Below are 17,949 nucleotides of genomic sequence, written 5' to 3' on the forward strand. Positions count from 1 at the left end.
TGATCCTCCCAGACCGCACCGCCCGGAATGGCCGGCTCCGATCAGGTCCAGTCTAAGCGCTCGCTAACCTGAGGATCTGCGGGAACCATCCCGTTTTCGGGGATGACGTACCCGAAGTGTAGCGGGGACGCTGTGACGCCTGCAGCCACGGGTGACCGTCCGAGCACACAGGGTGGAGCATCCCGACGACGCGAGCGCTTCGTCCATTCGGATGACGAGCCGGCCGACTCGAAACCGCCGGAATCACGAGACACTGGAGGACATCCAGCATGACGATCAACAAGAAGATCTTGGCGCCCCGAGGGAAACTCCGTCGACTCGCCAACGCGGGTACCGCGGTCGCGATCGCGGCGACAGCCTTGATCGCCGGATCGGGCACCGCCTCGGCAGCGTCGAACTACTACGTCAAGAACGCGAACACCGGGCTGTGCCTGACCGCCAACCAGCTGCTGGGACAGCTCAACTCCGTCATCACCAACACCTGCGTCAACGCGGCCTCCCAGAAGTGGCACATCGCCGGCGGCAAGTTCACGAGCCTGGGCGCGACAGGCTACTGCCTCGACACCTACGGCACGGACATCTTCACCTCCTCCTGCCTGGCCAACGACGACCCTGCCGTCGGCTTCCAAAGGTGGACGACCGACTCGACCCCGAAGAAGTGGATCAAGAACAGCCACTACCAGGACTGCATGCACTCCGACGGCGGCGTACGCGACGGCGTCGTCCCTAGACCATGCGGAAACCAGGCCTCCCGCTGGACCTTCGTGCCGGCCTGATTCGCCTTCGACCGGCGGATCACGGTGCGGATGCTGCTGCAGCACGTGGTCGGGCAAGGGGTGGGTGGACAACCGGTTCCACACCTACCGGCCGCAGGAACTCGTCCGGTTTCGCTGGCCAGGCCGGCGCGGTTCGCGCCGGGCTCGGGCTGGAGCTACGCCAACACCAACTACGTCGTCGCCCGTCTGCTGATCGAGAAGGTCACCGGTCACTCCTGCGCCGATGAGATGCGGCGGCGGGTGTTGGGGCCGGGGCCGCACGCCCACGCCTACTACCGGTACCCCGACGGCGGGCAGGAGAAGACGGTCTCCCGGCCCCGCAGCCGGCCGAGATGCTGAAGCCGCACGCGACCCCGGACCCCGACGAGCGACTACGGCCTCGGGATCTTCGAGCTGCACGCGGACGCTAACTGCAGTGGGCGGATGCTGATGACGCACAACGGCAGCAAGACGCTGCGGGCATCGGTGACCTATGTGGACACCGGGGTCGCTCCCACGGCGGCGTACCAGAAGGCTGTGCAAACCCTCCTGCAAAAGGAATTCTGCGCCGGCCAGGCGGCGGCAGCGCCAGGCGTCACCGCGACGCCTGGCGCTGCGTGGTGACCCCGCGCCGGAGGTCGCCGGGCAACGGGCGGACCCGCTGGAGGTCCCGGCGAGTCGTCGAGTGCAGCTGCCAGGGGGACGCTGGTCACCATCACCCCGGGTTCGAACAGCAGCCGCCCCTTCAAGCGCAGAGAACTCTGGTTGTGGAGCGCATTTTCCCACCAGCGGCCGACGACGTACTCGGGGATGTAGACGCACACCACGTCGCGCGGACTTGAGCGCCGCAGGATGCTGCCGTTGGACATGGGGTCCGTCACGGGTCGATCACAAAGGCGGAGTCCGGACGTGATCGTGTGGTGCCTCGGCTAGACAGAGCACCATGTCGGGGCGGCGAGTGTGGACGCACATCCTGGTCGGGGCCGGGTTGACGGTCGTCGCACTCGTCCTGTGTTGCCTGTGGGGGCTAGGGGCGTTCCAGTTGGCTGTCCGCGGCCATCCCACTGGCTTCGGCGCGGCCTGGCCGGTTGCGTTGCTCTGGGCGCTGTTGTCGCTGTTCGTCTTTGTGCTTGCCACCGGCGGCATTGTGGTGCTGATCGCGTTCGGCGTGGACAAGGGCCGGCCGGCGATGTGGATCACTCTCGCCATAGCTGCGGTCCTGATCGTATTGGTTACCTGGGGTTACGTCGCGGCTACCCGTGCGGCGATGATCCGCTACGACAACACTGCTGGCCTGGAGTACCCCCAGCCGAGCGGGCGATGATACGAAGCCAGACTGCTACGACGGGGTGAACAGGCCTGACTCGCAGGCGTTTCCGAACACCAGCGGGTGCGTGCTGAAAGCAGCGGAGAGGCCGCTCGCCGTTGGCTGGTGCGCACGCCGACTCGGAAATCCCGCAGCCCGCGTTATAGCGACCTCAATGCGCGCTGGTCCTCGGGCGGCTCGTTCCCCTTGCTGTACAGCCGCAGCGAGGTCGAACGGAACCTCGACGTCCGGATCCGGCTGGAGCCGGCGAAGGAGGGACCGCGCCGGTGGCTCACGGGGTGTCGGTCAGCGTGTCGAAGGCCAGGCCGCTGGTGCGCTCGCCGCGCCCGGAGTCGCGGCGGGTGGTGAGCCAGACCGCCACCCGGCCGGAGCGGGTTCTCGTGCGGTTGTACGCGGCGGTCAGGCGGGTGCCGGTGCGGGGGACCTCCTCTTCGTTGATGTAGTACGCCTGACCGGCGTCGAAGCCTTCGCGCAGCATCGCGGTCCGGGGGCGGACCGCGGCCGCGTCGACCTCGCTCGGCATGGCGGCCCGGCGCAGCTGCACGGTGCGGTTGTCGCCGGGGACGTGGACCGGGATGAACGGGATCCAGTTCTCCGGGACCGACGTCATCAGCTCGTACGCGATGGGGGCCCGGGGATCGTCCTGAGCCGGCGGGGTGTGCCCGCGGCGGCGGAACGCCAGCGTTTCGGCCGCCGTTTCGGGGCCGGGACGCGGCTCGCCGGTGGCCAGGCGGACGGTTTGCTCGATGCCCCACACCATGTTCGCGCTCTCGTCACGGACGAGGTCGACCGCCTCCAGCGCCGGGCCGGTGGCCACCTTCGGCGTGCCGGGCGGCAGGAGCAGGCCAGGGTTGCCGCCGAGGGTGTACATCTGCCACTGCGGTGTGCCGGTCGGGGTGATCCAGCGGCGCTCGCCGAAGACGTCGGTGACCGCCAGTCCCTGGATCGACGCGAACGTGCCGGCCGGCACGTCGCACGGCAGCAGGTACCAGTCGTTGCTGTACACCAGCGCGAACTCGAGGAAGATCAGCCGGGCCAGGTCCGTGCTGTCCGGTGTCACCGCGGCGAAGTTGGTCTTCCCGTCCTCCACCGCCCACCACCGCGGCAGCGGCATGCCGGAGAACCGGACCGGTGCGGGGAACACCGTGCGGTTCAGCGCGGCCGGCGCGGTGCCGGCGCCGCCGAGCGAGCCGTCGCCGGTGGAGAACGCGTGCCAGTCGAGCTCGCCGCCCGGGTACTCGGGCGCCGTCAGCACCCGCTCGCCGCCGGGGGTCGCCGTCGCCACCGAGAACCGGTGCTCGAGGCGGCGGGGATCCCACGCTCCCGCGCCGTCCGGCCGGTCGATGAGCTGGTCGAACCAGCCGGTGAGCCGGGGGCCGAGTGCGTCGAGCGCATCACGATCCTTTTTGGACAGGCCGGTGATCCCGTCGGACGCCTTCCCGCCGCCTTTCACGTGCTGGTACAGCTGGTAGCCGTCCATCCGCCGGCCCGCGACCGCCTGCATCCCGGCCCAGACGTCGGGATGCGCCACCTGCTGGACGTCGGAGCCGGGGTCGGGTAGCGCGATCGGGTACCGGCCGACGTACTGCGCCAGGACGTCTCGCCGGTGCTGCACCGACGTCCGGCCGACGAGCTTCAGCCAGCGGCGGCCGAACGCGAGCCGCAGGTCGAACGAGATCAGGTCGGTGCCGAACGAGAACGGCAGCGGACGGCGCTCCACGATCGTCTCCAGTGGACGGTCGGCGGGCAGCGGGCCGGGCGGGCCGCCGGGGTCCGGCCGGAACCGCGTCAGGGGGCTCGCCACCACGGAGTACGTCGCGGTCACCGGTGAGCCGCCGTCGGTGGCGCGGAACTCGCCGAGCTGCCACTGCCTCGCCAGCAGCCACAGCGGGTCCCGCACCTCGGCCCGCAGCGCCCGCGCGAAGTCGGTGGTGCGGGGCCGGCCCTCGAGGCGGTTCCACACCCCGACGGTGGGGAACTCGCGACGGGACAGCGCCCCGGCGAGGTCGGTAATGGGCTCAGTCATGGTCTGCCTTCCAGCGCGTGGTGGCGGTCGCCAGGTCGGTGCTGATCGTGATGGGGCGCGCCGTCGCGGACAGCACGGTCGCCGGCAGCAGTTGCGCGTACCCCGTGTCGTCGAGCTGGGCCGGCTCGACGAGCCGGGTGCGGGCCAGGTCGACCGTCTCGAGCACCGCGGCGACGAGGTCGGCGACCTGCCACGTCCCGGTGCGGACCGGGGGCACAACCAGCAGCATGCTCTGCGGGGGCTCGGAGTCCGGGCTGTCGGCGTGCACCGCGATCCCGGTGGTCTCCCGGTCGGTGGGCAGGACCTCGGTCCACTCGTCGAACAGCAGCCCGCACGACGGCCCGTCGCCGCTCGACGGCTCGTCGGCGTAGTGCGCGGTGAACAGGAGCCGGTCCTCGTCGATCGTGGCGCCCGCGGCCAGCTCCATGGCCAGCCAGTGGTCGTTCGCCCGGAACGGCAGCTGGACGGGGTGGAGCACCGGCCCGTCGTCGTCGGGATCGTCGCCGAGCAGGCCGTCGCGCTCGCGGAGCGCGTCGCTCAGCAGCAGGACCCGCTCCCACAGGCGCGGCATCTCGCGGACCCTGGCGGCGCCGTGCAGCCAGTCGTCCACCGGGAAGTCCCGGAGCGCGGGCGCCTGGGTCAGGTGCCGCACCAGGTCGTCGCTGTGCTCGAACGCGTCGTGCAGGCTGTCACCCAGGTCGTCCGGGACCGTGTACTCGGGCACCACGAGGACGTCCTCCCCGAGCAGCGCCCGGAGCGCGCCGAGCACCGCCCGTGCCTTCTCCGGATCGGTGCGGGCCAGGTCCGCCTCCGCGAGCGCGGCGGCCGACGCGCTCATCCGCACGTCGATCTCCGCCGCGAGCGCGCGGGCCCGCGACAGCAGCTCGGCGCCGAACGCGACCACCTGGTCGAGCACCGGGGTCAGCTCGAGCCCCGTCGGGTCCACATCGGACAGTGGGAGCTGGTCGGCGACCTCGGCCAGCAGGCCGCTGAGCGTGGTCCGGCCGGTGCCGGCGATCTCTCGCAGGTCGTCGATCCGGTCGTCGAAGTCGTTGCGGAGGTGGCGCACGTCGCCGCGGAAATCGCTCGCCCGGCGCGGCGGGTCGGGATCCGGCGTCGTCGTGAGCAGGCCCTCGACGACCCGCAGCTGCCGGAAGCGCTCGACATCCGGCGTCGTGTTCGGCAGTGCGTCGTACGCCACGAGCAGTGCGTCGGCCTCGGCGAGCGTCCGTGCCAGCCGGTCGGCGGTCGCCGCGACTTCGGCGAGCACGCCGGTGAACACCCCGCGCCGCCACGCGGTCAGCTCGCCCCAGCCGCTGCGCGGCATGCCGAAGCCGCCCGCCGTGGTCGCCAGTCCGGCGTAGCGGGTGAGGAAGGAGTCGATGTCCCGCACGATGTCGTTGCGCCGGGGGACGGCGGGGGCCGGTGGGTACAGCCGTTCCAGGTCGTCGAGGTAGCCGGCCACGTCGTCGGCGAGGTCGTCGAGCGAGTCGCGGACCGCGTCGGGACGCTGCCGGGACACGGAGATCGTGTCGTCGAGCGACCGGTCCACGGTGACCGGCCCGGCCGGCGGCACGAGATCCGTCGGCGTCAGCGGCCTGGCGGTGGTCAGCAGCGTCCGCAGCGCGGCGACCAAGGGGGACAGCTCGAAGAACGTGATCTTGTCGTCGTCCTCGGAGCGCTCGGTGTAGCGGATCGTCGGCACGGCGTCCGGGCGCGGGTGGAACCGGTCCACCACCTCGCCGATGATCCGGTCGTCGAGGTCGGTCCGCGCCGCCTCCCCGACCGGCCGCACCAGCCACAGCAGGTCGATAGGGGAGAGGTCCAGGTCGTCCTGGGTGACCTCTTCCCGGTGCTCGTCCCCGTCCACCGGGTCGGTCCACCGCACGACCGCGGCGACCGACCGGGCCGGCGGTAACAACGACGGCAGCCAGTCGTCGACGGCGGGCTCGGCCTGGGCGCGCGGGCTCGCCCCGCCGCTCGAGTGCAGGCCGGTCCGCAGGCGCAGGCCGAACCGGTGCGTGAGGGTGGTCCCGCCGCGCGGGGTCCGGATGACGGCCGGATCGGGCGGCAGACCGTCCTTGGCGTACGCGTCGAGGGTCGCGGACGCGCGTTCCGGGTTGCCGCCGAGCGCCTGGTGGGCCGCCTCGGCGACCGCGAGATCGGCGACGGCGTCGTTGGCGTCGAGCAGCCGTTCCGCCTCTTCGCCGATCGCCTGGGCCTGCGCCGGCGAGGCGTCCGGGAGCCCGTCGAGGTCGAACGGGTAGACCCGCGACACCTCGGTGCGGCTCAGGTGCCGCGCGAGCGCGAGACCGTCGATGACGTTGCGGGCCTCCACCTGCCCGATCTCGTCCGGCTCGGTGCCGGCGGTCTCCGGGATCTTGGCGGCCCGCAGCGGGAACTTCAGGCGCAGCCCCGCGATGAACCGGTCCACCTCGGCTTCGGCGTCGCGGTCGTGCAGGCCGCGCTCGAACCGGTAGCCCAGCAGGGCGCCGAGCGACTGGCCTTGGCGCATCCCGTCCAGGATGGACAGTGCGACCCGGACCCGCGCGGAGCTGAGGTTCACCGCGAAGGGATCGGGGTTCCCGGGCGTCTCGTTGGCGACGTGGCCGGCGCGCAGCACCGCGGCCGTGCGGGCGTGACCGAGGGACGGCGCGTGCACGAAGCCCTGGTTGCCCGGGTCGTGCAGCAGCGGCTTGGCACCGGCGAAGACCGTCGCCAGCGGACCGGTCAGCGTGACCGGCTCGAGGTTCGCCGCATGCGGCCGGACCTCCTCGAGGAACCCGTACGCGCCGAGGTGCAGGCCGGGCTTGGCCGTGCCGTCGGGGGCGAACCGCAGCTCGGTGAGCCGCTCGGTCGCCAGGCCGAGCCGCCACGCGTCGAGCCGGTAGGTGGCCAGGTCGAGGTGCTCGGCGAGCACCCGCTCCAGCTTCGCGGTCGGGAGCTGCCTGAGCACCTCGAGCGAGCGCGCCTGCTCGTCGAGCGCGGCGGTCGGCCCCGACGAAGCCAGCACCCCCGGGATGAAGTCCACCAGCAGCTGGTCGGCGTGCCCGGTGACGGGCGGGTTCGGCGAATACAGCAGCCGGAACCGGCTCTCGCTCGCCGGGTCCTCGCCCCCGGTGGGCAGGTGGACGTGGATGAACGCCGGGTCGACCGGTGGCCCGGCCGGCACGCCGGCCGCGGCCGCGAGCGCGCGGGCCGCGTCGTCCCAGCCGAGCAGCAAGGCGTGCCGCAGCAACAGGTACAGCAGTGCCGCGGGGCGGCTGCCGGCGGCGAAGCCCGACTCCAGCCGGATGCCGTGCAGGTCGGTGCGGGCCAGGCCGGCCAGCCAGGTCAGGTAGTCGCGGCCGTCGGTGGTGTAGGGCCGGATCAGGTCGGTCTCCGACAGCGGGCGGTCGTCGACCAGCGGTCCCGGCAGGGGTTGCTGGAAGTCGGTGAACAGCCGGCGCAGCAGGTCCGGGGCCTGGCCGGTGCCGAACCGGTCGAGCAGCGCCCGCACCGGGCCGGGCAGGCCCAGCGCCGCCACCGTGGCGCCGAGCCCGCCGAGGTTCTCGCGGTTGAACAGGTCCTCGACGCTCTGGGCGTACCGCTGGTGGTACTCGGCCGAGGTCGGGTGCAGGGCGAGGAGGTCGAGCAGGTGCTGGTGCGCGTCGTCGGCCTCGCCACCGAGGTGCGGCACGTGCTCGGCGGCCGTCGCCCAGTCGCGGCCCGCCTCGGTCAGCACCCGGCCGAGCGCACGGCGATGGGTGGCACTGTCCGGAAAGGACAGCCGGGAGAACGCGGTCGTCGGCAGGATCCCGTACGGCTGCCGCCCGATCTTCACCGCGGGCAGCGGCCCGCGGCCGGACACGTACTTGAGGAAGAAGTCCCGCGTCGCGGCGACAGCGTCCGGGCCGAGCAGCGGGTGCAGCGCGGTCTGCAGGAAGTAGCCCCAGGTCGCCGGCCACAGCGCGGTGTTCGCGGCGCGCGCGTCCCGGTGGTCGGTGCTGTTCGCGTTGGGCATCCCGGTCAGCACCCCGGGGGCGAGGCCGAGCAGGTCGGCGAACCGCTGCCCGTCGGTCCGGGTCGTCCAGTCGGTGGTGGCGGTGGCGGACAGCTTCGCCCGCACGCTGTCGGCCTCGTCCCCGGCGTCCTGACCGGCGTCGGCCGCCTCCGAGTTGTTCGTCGGAGTTCCCTGCGGCAGCAAGGAGAAGCCGTCGGAGCCACGCAGCTGGCGGGTGATCAGGTCGGTGAGGGCCGTCGCCGACTGGGCCGGCGTCGCCGTCTCCCGCAACCCGAGCACGACGAGCCGCTCGAGCCCGCCGCGGATCTGGTCGGTCAGCGGGATGCGCACGCCCATGCCGACCTGCACGGCCCGGTCGAAGTCGACGAGCCAGCGCAGGTCGTCGGGCACGTGTAGCGCGCCGGTCTGCTCGTTGACGCTGATCTGGTCCGGCGCGGCCGGGTCCGGGCTCACCGCGAGCGTCGCCGGCACGGTCGCGCCGGTCACCGACACCACCTGCGTGCCGCCGGTGAACCCGAGCACCTGGAACTTGTCCGGCAGCAGCCGCGCCCGCGCCCCCTGCGTCCACGCGGCCGTCGCGACGGTGCCCGCCGCGGGCGCCGGCAGGACGAGGAACGCCACCACCACCAGCTCGGTCGCCGGGGGTGCCGGGGACACGGTCGTCAGCGCGGCGTCCACCCCGGCCGGCCGGCGGGCGCGGATCCCGGCGGCCCGGCCCGCGTTCTTCACGGCGTTGTCGAGCGCGGTGTCGGCCTGGCGCAGGAGCGTGCGGTCGCCGTGCGCCCGCCACACCGCCGTCCAGTACGCGATCGACGGCGCCCGGTCGTTCGCGGCCACCGCCGCGGCCGTCCGGATGACGAGCACCACGGCGCCGGGCGCCACCCCGGCGGGCTCCTCGGCCGGGTTGGCCGGGACCCGGGTGCGCAGCAGCCAGTCCGCCCGGCCGGCGGGCACCCGGGCCGCCAGCTCCCGCCACGCCTCCCGCAGCGGCGTCTCCCGGCCGCCGGCGGCCCAGCGGGCCGTCCAGTACGCGTCGAGGGCGGCGATCTCGGCGTCGGCGGGCTTCGGCTCGGACTTGTCGATCGCCCACTCGTCCGGGAACACCCGGACGAGCAGCTCCGTCGGGGTGAACCGGGTCTCGACGCGGACCGGGGCCAGCAGCACCGGGAAGTCGTCACTGAGCGCGGTCATCGGGGCACCATCTCCTTGGCGTGCACGGCGACCATGACCGGCACCTGGAACAGCAGGTAGGCGAGGTCGGCCGAGGACAGCTCCGCGGACCACGGCGGCACGTTCTCGTCTTCGGCGCGCTGGTCGGCCTTTTCGGCGTCGTCGTCGGATCCGTCGAAGCCGGCGAGCGCCACCGTGACGGCCGGGTCGAGCACGAGAAAGCCCCGGCCCGCCGGGTCCACATCGGACCAGGTGAGGTCGTTCCACACCTCGACGGGCACCGCGGGGCCGTCGTCGACCCCGAACCTCGGGTCGCCCGGCCGCTCCTTCAGCACGAAGAACCAGCCGGCGTCGTCCGGCCCGCCGACCGCCCGCTCCGCGGTCAGGTCGAACCCCAGCAGGTAGATGTCCGGGTCGACGGTGGCCTCGTAGCGCGGCAGCTCGATGTCCGCCGCCGACGGCGGTTCGACCAGCCGGCGCGGCTTGGTCTTGTCGGGCAGCCCGTCCCGGCCGGGCGGCCACTCCGCCCGCTGCGCGTAGACGGCGGTCGTCGGGTACTTCCGCAGCAGCTCGCCGCGCACGACGAAGACGAGGTCACCACGGCGGTGGGCGTTGTCGCCCAGCCGGGTGGCCGTCGACCACTCGTGCATCGGCGGGATGTCCCCGGCGGGCGAGAGCGCGTCCCAGAACTGGCGGAACGGCGTGCCGCGCTGGTCGGTCGGGAATTCCCGCCACAGCAGCTCGCGGGCCATCTCGTGGTTGAGGCCGGCGAGGTAGGACTCGATGAACTCGTAGTTGTTCTCCAGCAGGGTCAGCGAGTTCGGCGGCAGCAGCCCGAGGTTCGGCACGAACGAGTCGAGCGAGACGTCCAGCAGCGACCGGAACACCGGCACGTCGAACACCGGGTACGCCATGGCTTCGGTGAACTGCTCGGCGAACGGGCGCAGCCGCTCGGGCAGGCTCACCGAGCCGTCGAGCAGCGCCCTCGGCACGGTGTCGTCGGACCGCAGCCCGGCGAGGGTGTCGGTGGTCGTGGCGGCCAGGTCGAGGGCCGGCGGCTCGGGTGCCCGGCCGACGGCCCGGCCCGCGTCGAACCCTTGGTGCAGCTCGCGAAGCGCGGCCTTGAACCGGAGCGCCTCGTCGCTGTCGGTGGCACCGGGGTGCGGGACGACGGGGTCGCCGGGGGACCGCAGGACGAAGTCCGGGCTGTGCGCCAGGACGTCGACCGGGTCGGCGTCCGGCGGCCGCTCGGGGTGCAGCGCGGTGGTCACGTCCCTCGGCGTGACGAGCGCGCCCGGCGTGACCTTGACCGGCGCGGCCACCGCCGGGGCGACCGGATCGTCCATTCTGGACAGCAGCCTGTCCGGCCGGCGGCCTTCGGGGAACTCCAGCGTCTTCACCAGGCGCGCACCCGGCCGGATGATCCGGCGCATCTCCGGGGACACCGGCGCCGCGGCCACCCGGCTCGACGCGACCCGGAACCCGACGGCGACCGTGTCGGCGTCGCCCGCGACCAGCCCGGCCGCGCCGCCCGCCGACGTCGTCGTCACGCGGGGGTGGGCGGGCGCGGTCAGGGTGAGCGCCCGGCCGGAGCGCTCCGGAGCCGCGGCCAGGCCCGTGCCGGCCGGCGGATCCACGTGCTTGGCCTGCAGCACGTGGCCGACCTCGCGGGCCAGCTGGGCGGCGCGGATCCGGCCGTTGGCCACCAGGACGTCGCCGACCTGGGCCCATGCGGCCGCCATCAGCTCCTCCTCATGGTCTCGCACGACCTGGGCGCCGAGGTTCGCCGCGATCCGAAACCGCGGGTCCAGGTTCAGCCGGTGCACCCAGTTGTGGGTCAGCTCGGGGGAGAGCGGGACGCCGTCCTCGTCGGTCAGCAGCCGGGACGTCAGCGAGTGCCAGCGTCCGTAGAGCGGCGGCGTGATGATCGGGTCCGGGCCGGGGTCGCCGGCCGCCGTGAGGCCGGCGGCGGCGTGCGCCTCGCCCGGGGCGTGGCGCTGGTAGTCGTCGGCCAGGTCGACGAGGCCGGCGAGGTCCTCCTCGAACGGGCGCGGGTAGGGCGGCTGATCCGGGTCGCCGGCGAAGTTGTCCCAGTTCTCCGCCGGGTCGGCGACGTTCGGGACGCGCAGCGCGCCGCCCAGCGGCAGCACCCCGCCCTGCTCCTCGACACCGCGGACGCCGAAGCCGGGGGAGCGGTGCGTGTCCACCGGCCGGTGGCCGACCGACGCGTCGGGCTTGCGCGGGGTGAGCAGGCGGACGAGGAACTCGAAGTCACCGGCCGTGCCGGTGCGGAACGCCCAGCGGTGGTAGTACGGCAGCCGGTTCTCGGCCGGGCGGCCCGGGTAGTGCGGGCCCCACGCGGCGTACAGCGCGCCGGGCGAGACCACCGGGTCGAGGCCGAGCCCGGCGAGCCTGCCGGTCTCGAACGCCGGCACCAGGAACGCCTCGTACGCGGTGTCCGGCCCGAGGTGGCGCGGGCATACGAGCCGGGAGCAGGCGCGGTCCGGGTCGGCACCCAGCACGTCCTGCAGCGTCGCGAGGGCGTCGTCGGTGCGGTCGGTGGCGATCGGGCCGGTGAGCGAGCCGTCCACGTGGACGTGGACCCACGCGCCGAGCTGCTCCGGCGGCGGCAGCGTGCCGGCCGGGTCCTCGACGTCGACGGCCGGGAGCGGGTCGGTGCCCGGCGCGTCGGTGAACTCGGTGCCGGTCGCCAGGACCACCAGCGCGAGCCACGGCGCGAGCCGCGGCGTCGCCGGCCCGGACGGCGCGGGGCTGTAGCGCCACGGGAAGTCCTCCTCGGAGAACTCTATGTGGGCCAGGAAGTTCGGCTCCACGCCCGCCACCCCGGGCCGCGGCTCGAGCCGGGAGATCGCCCGCGGGTCCACCCCGATGACGTCGCCCGGGCCGTACAGCTGGACGTTCTTCGAGACGGGCTTGGACGACGTGTCGCCGGACACGAGCAGCTCCACCGGAACGCTCGCCCGCTGGGCGGTGCCGGGGTCGGTGTCGACACGGGCGGTGATGCCGGCGCGCAGCCACGGCAGGAACGTGTAGGCGTTGGCGGTCATGGAGCTACCCCGGACACCTCGGCGGTGGCGATCAGCTCCGTGACGCCCGGGTCGGCGGCGGCGAGACCGGAGCGGGCGACGCCGCCCGCGACCAGGATCCGGCCGTCCGCCAGCGCCACCGCGCCGAACGACCAGCGCCCGTCCCGGAGCCCGGGGGCCGTGGCCCACTCGTTGCGGACCGCGTCGTAGACGAGCGCGCTGCGGAAGCCGGACTCGTCGCGGTCGCTCGCCGCGCCGCCGACCACCAGGAGCTGGTCGTCCGGCAGCGCCACGGCCCGGTGGAACGCCCGGCCCGACGGCATGGGTGCCTTCTCCGCCCACGTGCCGGTGGCCGGGTCGAACCGCTCGACGGTCCGCTGGCTGAACGGGTCGAACGGCGTGGTCCCCGGCGAGCCGGGCGCCGTGCCGCCGGTGACCAGGACCGCGCCGCCGGACAGCAGGGTCGCCCGGTGGTGCCGCCGGCCGTGCAGGAGGCTGCCGGTCGTCGTCCACCTGTCGTGGCCGGGGTCGTACAGCTCGCAGAACGCGAGCGCGGGGTCGTCGACGGCCCCGACCGGGGCGACGCCGCCGACGACCAGGACGAACCCGCTCGCGAGCAGCACTGCCGTGTGGGCGGTGCGCGCGTCGGTCATGTCCTGGGCGGCGTGCCACACGGGGTGGTCGGGGTCGGGGTCGAACCGCTCCGCGGACCGCACCGCGGTGGTGCCTCCGCCAGGGCGGGCGGTGCTGCCGCCGGTGACGAGGACGGTCTCGTCCGGCAGCAGCGTGGCGGTGTGGCCCCAGCGCGGCGTCTCGAGCGACGCGGTCGGGGTCCACCGGCCCGTCTTCGGGTCGAACAGCTCGGCCGACGGGAGGCCGGTCGAGCCGTCGAGCCCGCCGACGGCGAGGACCTTGCCGTTCGCCAGGCGGGTGAGCGTGTGCAGCCGCCGCGGCGTGCCGAGGCCGCCGGCCGCCGGGTGCCACTGGGTGTGCCCGGCGTCGAAGACAGCGGTGTCGGGGACCGGGGAACCGCCCGCGTCCGCGCCGCCGGCCACGAGGACGTCGCCGGTGTCGAGGAGAACGGGCCCGTCGTGCTGGCCGTACCAGGCGGCCGGGGTCGGGAGGGTACCGGCGGGCGTCCACGTCCCGACGGATGTCACGGTTGGCGCGGCCATGGCTGGGTTTCCTTTGCTGGTCAAGGGATGAGCACCTCGCCGGTGCCGGCACCCGCGGCGAGGAGCACGCGGTCGTCGGGCAGTTCGGTCATCGCGTGGGAGCTCCGGCCGGTGATCAGGCCGCCGAGCGCGGACCACGTGCCCGCGACGGGGTCGAAGGCGAGCACCGACCGGTAGCCCGCGGTGCGTTCCGGCGCGCCGGTGCCGCCGGTCACGAGCACCGCGCCTGAGCGCAGCACGAGCGCGCGGTGCCCGCTGCGCCCGCCGCCCGGCATGGGCTGCGCGGCCTGCCACACCCCGGTCTTGGGGTCGTACAGCTCGGCGGTCGCGAGGCTGTGCGGGTCCAGGGTGCGATCGGGGGCGAGGACCGGGTCGCCGCCGGTCACCAGCACGCGGTGGTCCGGCAGGACCACGGCCTGGTGGCCCGAGCGTGGCTGGTGGAGCGTGCCGGCCGGGGTCCACTCCCGCGTCTTCGGGTCGTAGACCTCGCAGTACGCGATCGGGGCCGCCCCGCCGTCGCCGGTGGGGAGCGCGCCGCCGACGACCAGGACGCGGCCGTCGTCGAGCAGCACGGCCTGGTGGTCCGTGCGGGCGTCGGTCATCGGCCCGGTCGCGGTCCACGTCCCGCCCTTCGGGTCGTACACCTCGGCGGAGGTCAGTGCGCCGCGGCCGCCGGCCACCAGCACCCGGCCGTCCGCCAGCCGGGTCGCCGAGTGCCCGTGGCGGACGGCGGTCATCGACGGCGTCGGGATCCAGCGGCGGCCGGCCGGGTCGAACAGCTCCGCGGACGCCGCGTCCGCACCGCCCGCGACCAGCACCCGGCCGTCGAGCAGCGCCGTGGTGGTGTGGCGCTGCCGGGGTGTCCCCAGCGCGGGGCCGGCCGCCCACGAGTCCCCGGTCGGGTCGAACACCGCGGCCGCGGCGACCGGCTCGCCCGATTCGCCGGTGCCCCCGGCGATCAGCACGGCGTCGCTGGGCAGCGCCACCAAGTCCACTGTGGACACTGTGGTCGGCAGAGTGCCGGCGGGCGACCACGTGCCGGGCACACCCGGCGTGAGGGCCGCCTCGGCCACCGGGATCACGTGCAGCCGGCCGGCGAGCGCCGGATCGTCGGTGACGAAGCCGGCCAGCGCGTCCTCCGCCGTCGCGCGGCTGCGGAACGTCGCCGCGACGCTCGGGCGGCCCGGCTTGCTGCGCGGGAACGCCTGCCGGTTGCTCTTGACGTAGGCCACGACGAAACGCTGCTCGTCGATCCGGACCGTGTCCTGCGCCGCGAACGGCTGCTTGCGCCGCGCCTGCCGCGCGGATAGCGGCGCCCGGCTCGTGCTGGCGCCCTTGCGCAGCTCCTCGAACACCGGCGCGGTGACGCTGTGGAAGCGCTTCACCGGCGGGGTGGTGGCCGCGAGCGCGGTCGCGGTGGCGGGCGCGTCGTCGCCGATGACGTGCAGTTCGTAGCGGGCCGCGCGGCGCACCACGCGCGCCGTGGCCAGCGCACCGCCGGCGGCGGTGAGCTCCAAGCCGGCGTCCTGGGTCTCGTAGGAGGGCCGGGACAGCTTCGCGGCGTCGGACATGTCCTGGTACTGCGCCATCGCGAACCGGTCACCGGTGATCGAGAGCCGCTCGAGCCCGGTGCCGTCCACCGGCTCGACGCTGAACCGCTTCCCGTCACTGGCCCGCTGCCCGCCGACCCGGTCGACCCGGACGTTCAGCGGCAGCGCCCGCTGGGTGATCACCAGCGTGCCGAGCGGGTGCAGCACCAGGTCGTCCGTGCCGGGCAGCACCCGGAGGCTGACCAGGGACCGCGTCCCGCCCGAGGGCAGCCGGGTCTCCCACCCCTCGGGCTTGGCCAGCTCGCCGGCGAGCAGGTCCAGCACCACGACCGGCGGCAGGAAGAAGTCCAGTACCTCGCCCCACGTGAGGTCGAAGTCCGCGGACACGGAGAAGAACAGGAACCCGATCGATCCGCGCCCGTGCGCCCGCCACGGCGCCGGCCCTTCGAGGGTGAAGTCGAGGCCGAGGGTGAATACGCCGATGCCGAACACCTTCAGCGAAACGTCGCCGCCGGTGTGCGCGGTGAACCGGAACGGCGAGCGCTGGATCAGGCCGTCCACCCCGAGGTGGCCCTCGACGCGGAACGCGCTGAACCCGAGCCGGACCTCGACGTCGCCGCCCAGCTGGACGGTATTGGGGGTGATCGCGAAGTAGCCGGTCAGCCGGACGAGCTGGCCACTGCGGTTCAGCAGCGGCACGGCCAGCCGGTCGGGCACCGGGAAGGGCAGCGGCGGCGGCCGGAACGACGGGTGGAAGCCGCCGACCGTGACGATCAGGTCGCGGGCACCGCCCCACGCGGCGAGCACGCCCATGCCGCCCTCGACGGTCATCCCCATGATCCGCGACTGGAAGAGCTTGGCGAAGAACCACGCCCGCGACTTGGAGAGCTCCAGCGCGCCGATGAACTGCGCCTGTAGTAGCAGAAGCGGCTTGTCCGCGGTCGGCAGCGCGGCCCGCACCACGCCGAGCACCGCGATGTCGCCGGGGATCTCGGCGATCACCCCGAGCGAGACGCTGATCAGCGTCGGCGTGCCCCAGCCGATCTTCACCATCGGCCCGACGAGGAACGTGCCGTCCTCCTCGGGGAAGAACCGGTTCAGGTCGGAGAGGATCCGGGGTGCGTTCGCGACGACGTCCTTCGGGAACGCCACCGACTCGATGGCCCCGCTCGCCACGCCCTGGACGAGGGCCTGCAGGTCCATCCCGCGGTTCAGCCCGATCAGGCCGCCGACGGCCAGCAGCGTGAACCCGGCGCCGAGCTGGATCCCGGTGGGGAACTCCGCGGTGAGCACGACGAGCAGCGAGAAGCCGGGGGAGCCGTCGGGCCGCCGGGTGGTGATCAGCCCGATGCCCTTGATCGCGAGGAAGTCGGCCAGCTCCAGCTCCACCGCGCCCGCGTACTCGCCGCGTTCGGCGTCGAAGGAGAGGAACCCGCCGCCGGACACGCCGCTCGCGCCGATGGTCAGGCCGACCCCGGTCGGTGGCACGAAAGCGAGGTCGATGTCGGCGGCGCCGAGGTTGCCGCCGTCGGCCGGGAAGGTGAGCTTGCCGCCGAACCCGACACCGTCGACCGTTGCGTGCACCGGGCCGAGATCGACGGACACGGCCGCCGACGCCTGGGCGGACAGGTGGTCGTCGACGGCGCGCAGCGAGAGGTCGACGGACGGGACGCGGAGCACGCCGCCGACCGTGAACCCCGGCAGGGACACGTCGAGCCCGGCGGTCCCGCTGAAGTGCAGGCCCTTCGTGTTGGACCAGCTGACGCCGAGGTCGAAGCTCGTCCGCAGCCCGTCGGCGGGCAGGATCGACGCGAGGAAGCCGTCGGCGTCGCCGGCCGCGATCACCAGCGATGAGGTGCCCAGGTCCACGGCCAGCCCGTACTCGGGGTTCCGGGCGTCGAGGGCGAGGGTGGCCGAGACGGTGATCGCCCCGAGTTCGAGGCGCGTCGCGTCGACCGCGCCGACGACCTGCCCGGCCGGCTCGGCGAGGGTGACCGCGTTGTGCAGGGGGCCGGACGTCCCGAACAGCGTGACGCCGTCGGGCCCGATGGCGAAGCCGTCGGCCGCCGCCCGGAGGTCGACGTCCGCGTCCCAGAACGGCGAGACCCGGCCGAAGGGGACGACGACCAGCTGCGGGCCGCCGAGGTCCCGCGGGGACAGGGCGAGCGTGACACCGTACCGGTCCGGGGTCTCGAAGTCGGGCTGGAGGTACACCGAGAGCAGGCCTCCGGCGACGTGCGCGGCGGCCTCGGGCGGAAGCGGCCCGCCCAGCGACTGGGCGCCGTACTCGGCGTGCAGCCCGAGGTTCTGGAGGAGCGCGGCGACCCGGGGGAAGAGCTTGTCCGCCGTGGCGCGTGCGTCGTCGGCGGTCGTGAGCCCGCCCGGCCCGAGGTACTCCTCGCGCAGCAGCGTCAACGGATGGGTGAAGAGGCCGGTCACGCGGTCGAGCGAGAGCCGGCCGGGCAGCCGGATGATCGTCAGCAGGGCCAGGACGTCGTGGACGACCGGATGCTGGGTGCGCAGGCCGTCGAGCACGAGGCCCTCGACGAGGTTGCGGCCGAGGACGCCGGCGTCCTCGCCCCCGGGCAGGGGCTGGACCGGGACCTGGCGCGCGCCGGCCCACAGGCCGTCGAGGCGGTTCAGCACCCGGACGACGTCCTCGAGCGAATGCGGTGGGTCTTCGAGGAGGTCGTCGAGCGCGCGGTAGGCGGTCGCGAGCTGGAGGACGCGGACGTCGTTCGCCGGGTCCGTGCCGTCCTGCAGGCTCCAGCCGGTGGTGTCGGAGAGCAGCTGCGCGGTGACCCCGCCCTCGACGGTGCCCTCGAAGGGCACGAGCAGCAGGCGGACCTCACGGAGGAGGAACTGCAGGAAGGTGTCGTCTGGTGTGGTCATGGCC

General features: G+C 73.8%; 9 protein-coding genes and 1 pseudogene. 4 read left to right on the forward strand and 6 right to left on the reverse strand.

Features of this window, described 5'->3' with window-relative positions:
• Positions 1 to 269: 269 nt before the first annotated feature.
• The 3 genes from ACZ7OU_RS21800 (at position 270) to ACZ7OU_RS21810 (ending at position 1,379) form a co-directional block, all read left to right on the forward strand.
• Entirely contained in the window at positions 270 to 776 is a 507-nt protein-coding gene (locus ACZ7OU_RS21800) for a ricin-type beta-trefoil lectin domain protein (RefSeq protein WP_470256408.1), read from the forward strand.
• 30 nt (positions 777 to 806) lie between these two features.
• Positions 807 to 1,115, forward strand: a complete 309-nt coding sequence (locus ACZ7OU_RS21805; RefSeq protein WP_470256409.1) for a serine hydrolase domain-containing protein — start codon at positions 807 to 809, stop codon at positions 1,113 to 1,115.
• Between the two features lie 84 nt (positions 1,116 to 1,199).
• Positions 1,200 to 1,379: a hypothetical protein gene (locus ACZ7OU_RS21810; RefSeq protein WP_470256410.1), complete on the forward strand. Its 180-nt coding sequence runs from the start codon at positions 1,200 to 1,202 to the stop codon at positions 1,377 to 1,379.
• On the opposite strand, the pseudogene ACZ7OU_RS21815 reads toward ACZ7OU_RS21810, so the two are convergent.
• Positions 1,351 to 1,669: pseudogene (locus ACZ7OU_RS21815) on the reverse strand (DNA-binding protein); the annotation flags it as partial. The gene ACZ7OU_RS21810 and the pseudogene ACZ7OU_RS21815 sit on opposite strands and share 29 nt — an antisense overlap.
• Before the next feature lie 29 nt (positions 1,670 to 1,698).
• Here ACZ7OU_RS21815 and ACZ7OU_RS21820 point away from each other — a divergent pair.
• Positions 1,699 to 2,079, forward strand: coding sequence for a hypothetical protein (locus tag ACZ7OU_RS21820; RefSeq protein ID WP_470256411.1), 381 nt, complete (start codon positions 1,699 to 1,701; stop codon positions 2,077 to 2,079).
• 274 nt (positions 2,080 to 2,353) lie between these two features.
• Here the strand turns inward: ACZ7OU_RS21820 and ACZ7OU_RS21825 are convergent, their stop codons facing one another.
• The 5 genes from ACZ7OU_RS21825 to ACZ7OU_RS21845 are packed head-to-tail and all read right to left on the reverse strand — an operon-like array spanning position 2,354 to position 17,945.
• A complete protein-coding gene (locus tag ACZ7OU_RS21825) occupies positions 2,354 to 4,108 on the reverse strand; it encodes a hypothetical protein (protein WP_470256412.1) in 1,755 nt (584 codons plus the stop codon).
• The gene (locus ACZ7OU_RS21830; RefSeq protein ID WP_470256413.1) at positions 4,101 to 9,302 is read right to left on the reverse strand and encodes a hypothetical protein; all 5,202 of its coding nucleotides are present in this window, start codon (positions 9,300 to 9,302) and stop codon (positions 4,101 to 4,103) included. Before ACZ7OU_RS21830 ends, ACZ7OU_RS21825 begins: the two co-directional genes overlap by 8 nt.
• A complete protein-coding gene (locus tag ACZ7OU_RS21835; protein ID WP_470256414.1) occupies positions 9,299 to 12,349 on the reverse strand; it encodes a hypothetical protein in 3,051 nt (1,016 codons plus the stop codon). The genes ACZ7OU_RS21830 and ACZ7OU_RS21835 overlap by 4 nt, the downstream gene beginning before the upstream one ends.
• On the reverse strand, positions 12,346 to 13,503 hold the full coding sequence (locus ACZ7OU_RS21840) for a Kelch repeat-containing protein (protein ID WP_470256415.1): 1,158 nt from the start codon (positions 13,501 to 13,503) through the stop codon (positions 12,346 to 12,348). Before ACZ7OU_RS21840 ends, ACZ7OU_RS21835 begins: the two co-directional genes overlap by 4 nt.
• Positions 13,504 to 13,523: 20 nt before the next feature.
• A complete protein-coding gene (locus tag ACZ7OU_RS21845; RefSeq protein WP_470256416.1) occupies positions 13,524 to 17,945 on the reverse strand; it encodes a DUF6603 domain-containing protein in 4,422 nt (1,473 codons plus the stop codon).
• Between the last annotated feature and the right edge of the window lie 4 nt (positions 17,946 to 17,949).

The organism is Amycolatopsis sp. NPDC114505 (assembly GCF_055633615.1).

What these genes read in the sequence shown, in the direction of transcription:
- ACZ7OU_RS21800 (WP_470256408.1), top strand. Translation starts at nt 270, where the DNA reads ATGACGATCAACAAGAAGATCTTGGCGCCCCGAGGGAAACTCCGTCGA.
- ACZ7OU_RS21805 (WP_470256409.1), top strand. Translation starts at nt 807, where the DNA reads ATGCTGCTGCAGCACGTGGTCGGGCAAGGGGTGGGTGGACAACCGGTT.
- ACZ7OU_RS21810 (WP_470256410.1), top strand. Translation starts at nt 1,200, where the DNA reads ATGCTGATGACGCACAACGGCAGCAAGACGCTGCGGGCATCGGTGACC.
- ACZ7OU_RS21820 (WP_470256411.1), top strand. Translation starts at nt 1,699, where the DNA reads ATGTCGGGGCGGCGAGTGTGGACGCACATCCTGGTCGGGGCCGGGTTG.
- ACZ7OU_RS21825 (WP_470256412.1), bottom strand. Translation starts at nt 4,108, where the DNA reads ATGACTGAGCCCATTACCGACCTCGCCGGGGCGCTGTCCCGTCGCGAG.
- ACZ7OU_RS21830 (WP_470256413.1), bottom strand. Translation starts at nt 9,302, where the DNA reads ATGACCGCGCTCAGTGACGACTTCCCGGTGCTGCTGGCCCCGGTCCGC.
- ACZ7OU_RS21835 (WP_470256414.1), bottom strand. Translation starts at nt 12,349, where the DNA reads ATGACCGCCAACGCCTACACGTTCCTGCCGTGGCTGCGCGCCGGCATC.
- ACZ7OU_RS21840 (WP_470256415.1), bottom strand. Translation starts at nt 13,503, where the DNA reads ATGGCCGCGCCAACCGTGACATCCGTCGGGACGTGGACGCCCGCCGGT.
- ACZ7OU_RS21845 (WP_470256416.1), bottom strand. Translation starts at nt 17,945, where the DNA reads ATGACCACACCAGACGACACCTTCCTGCAGTTCCTCCTCCGTGAGGTC.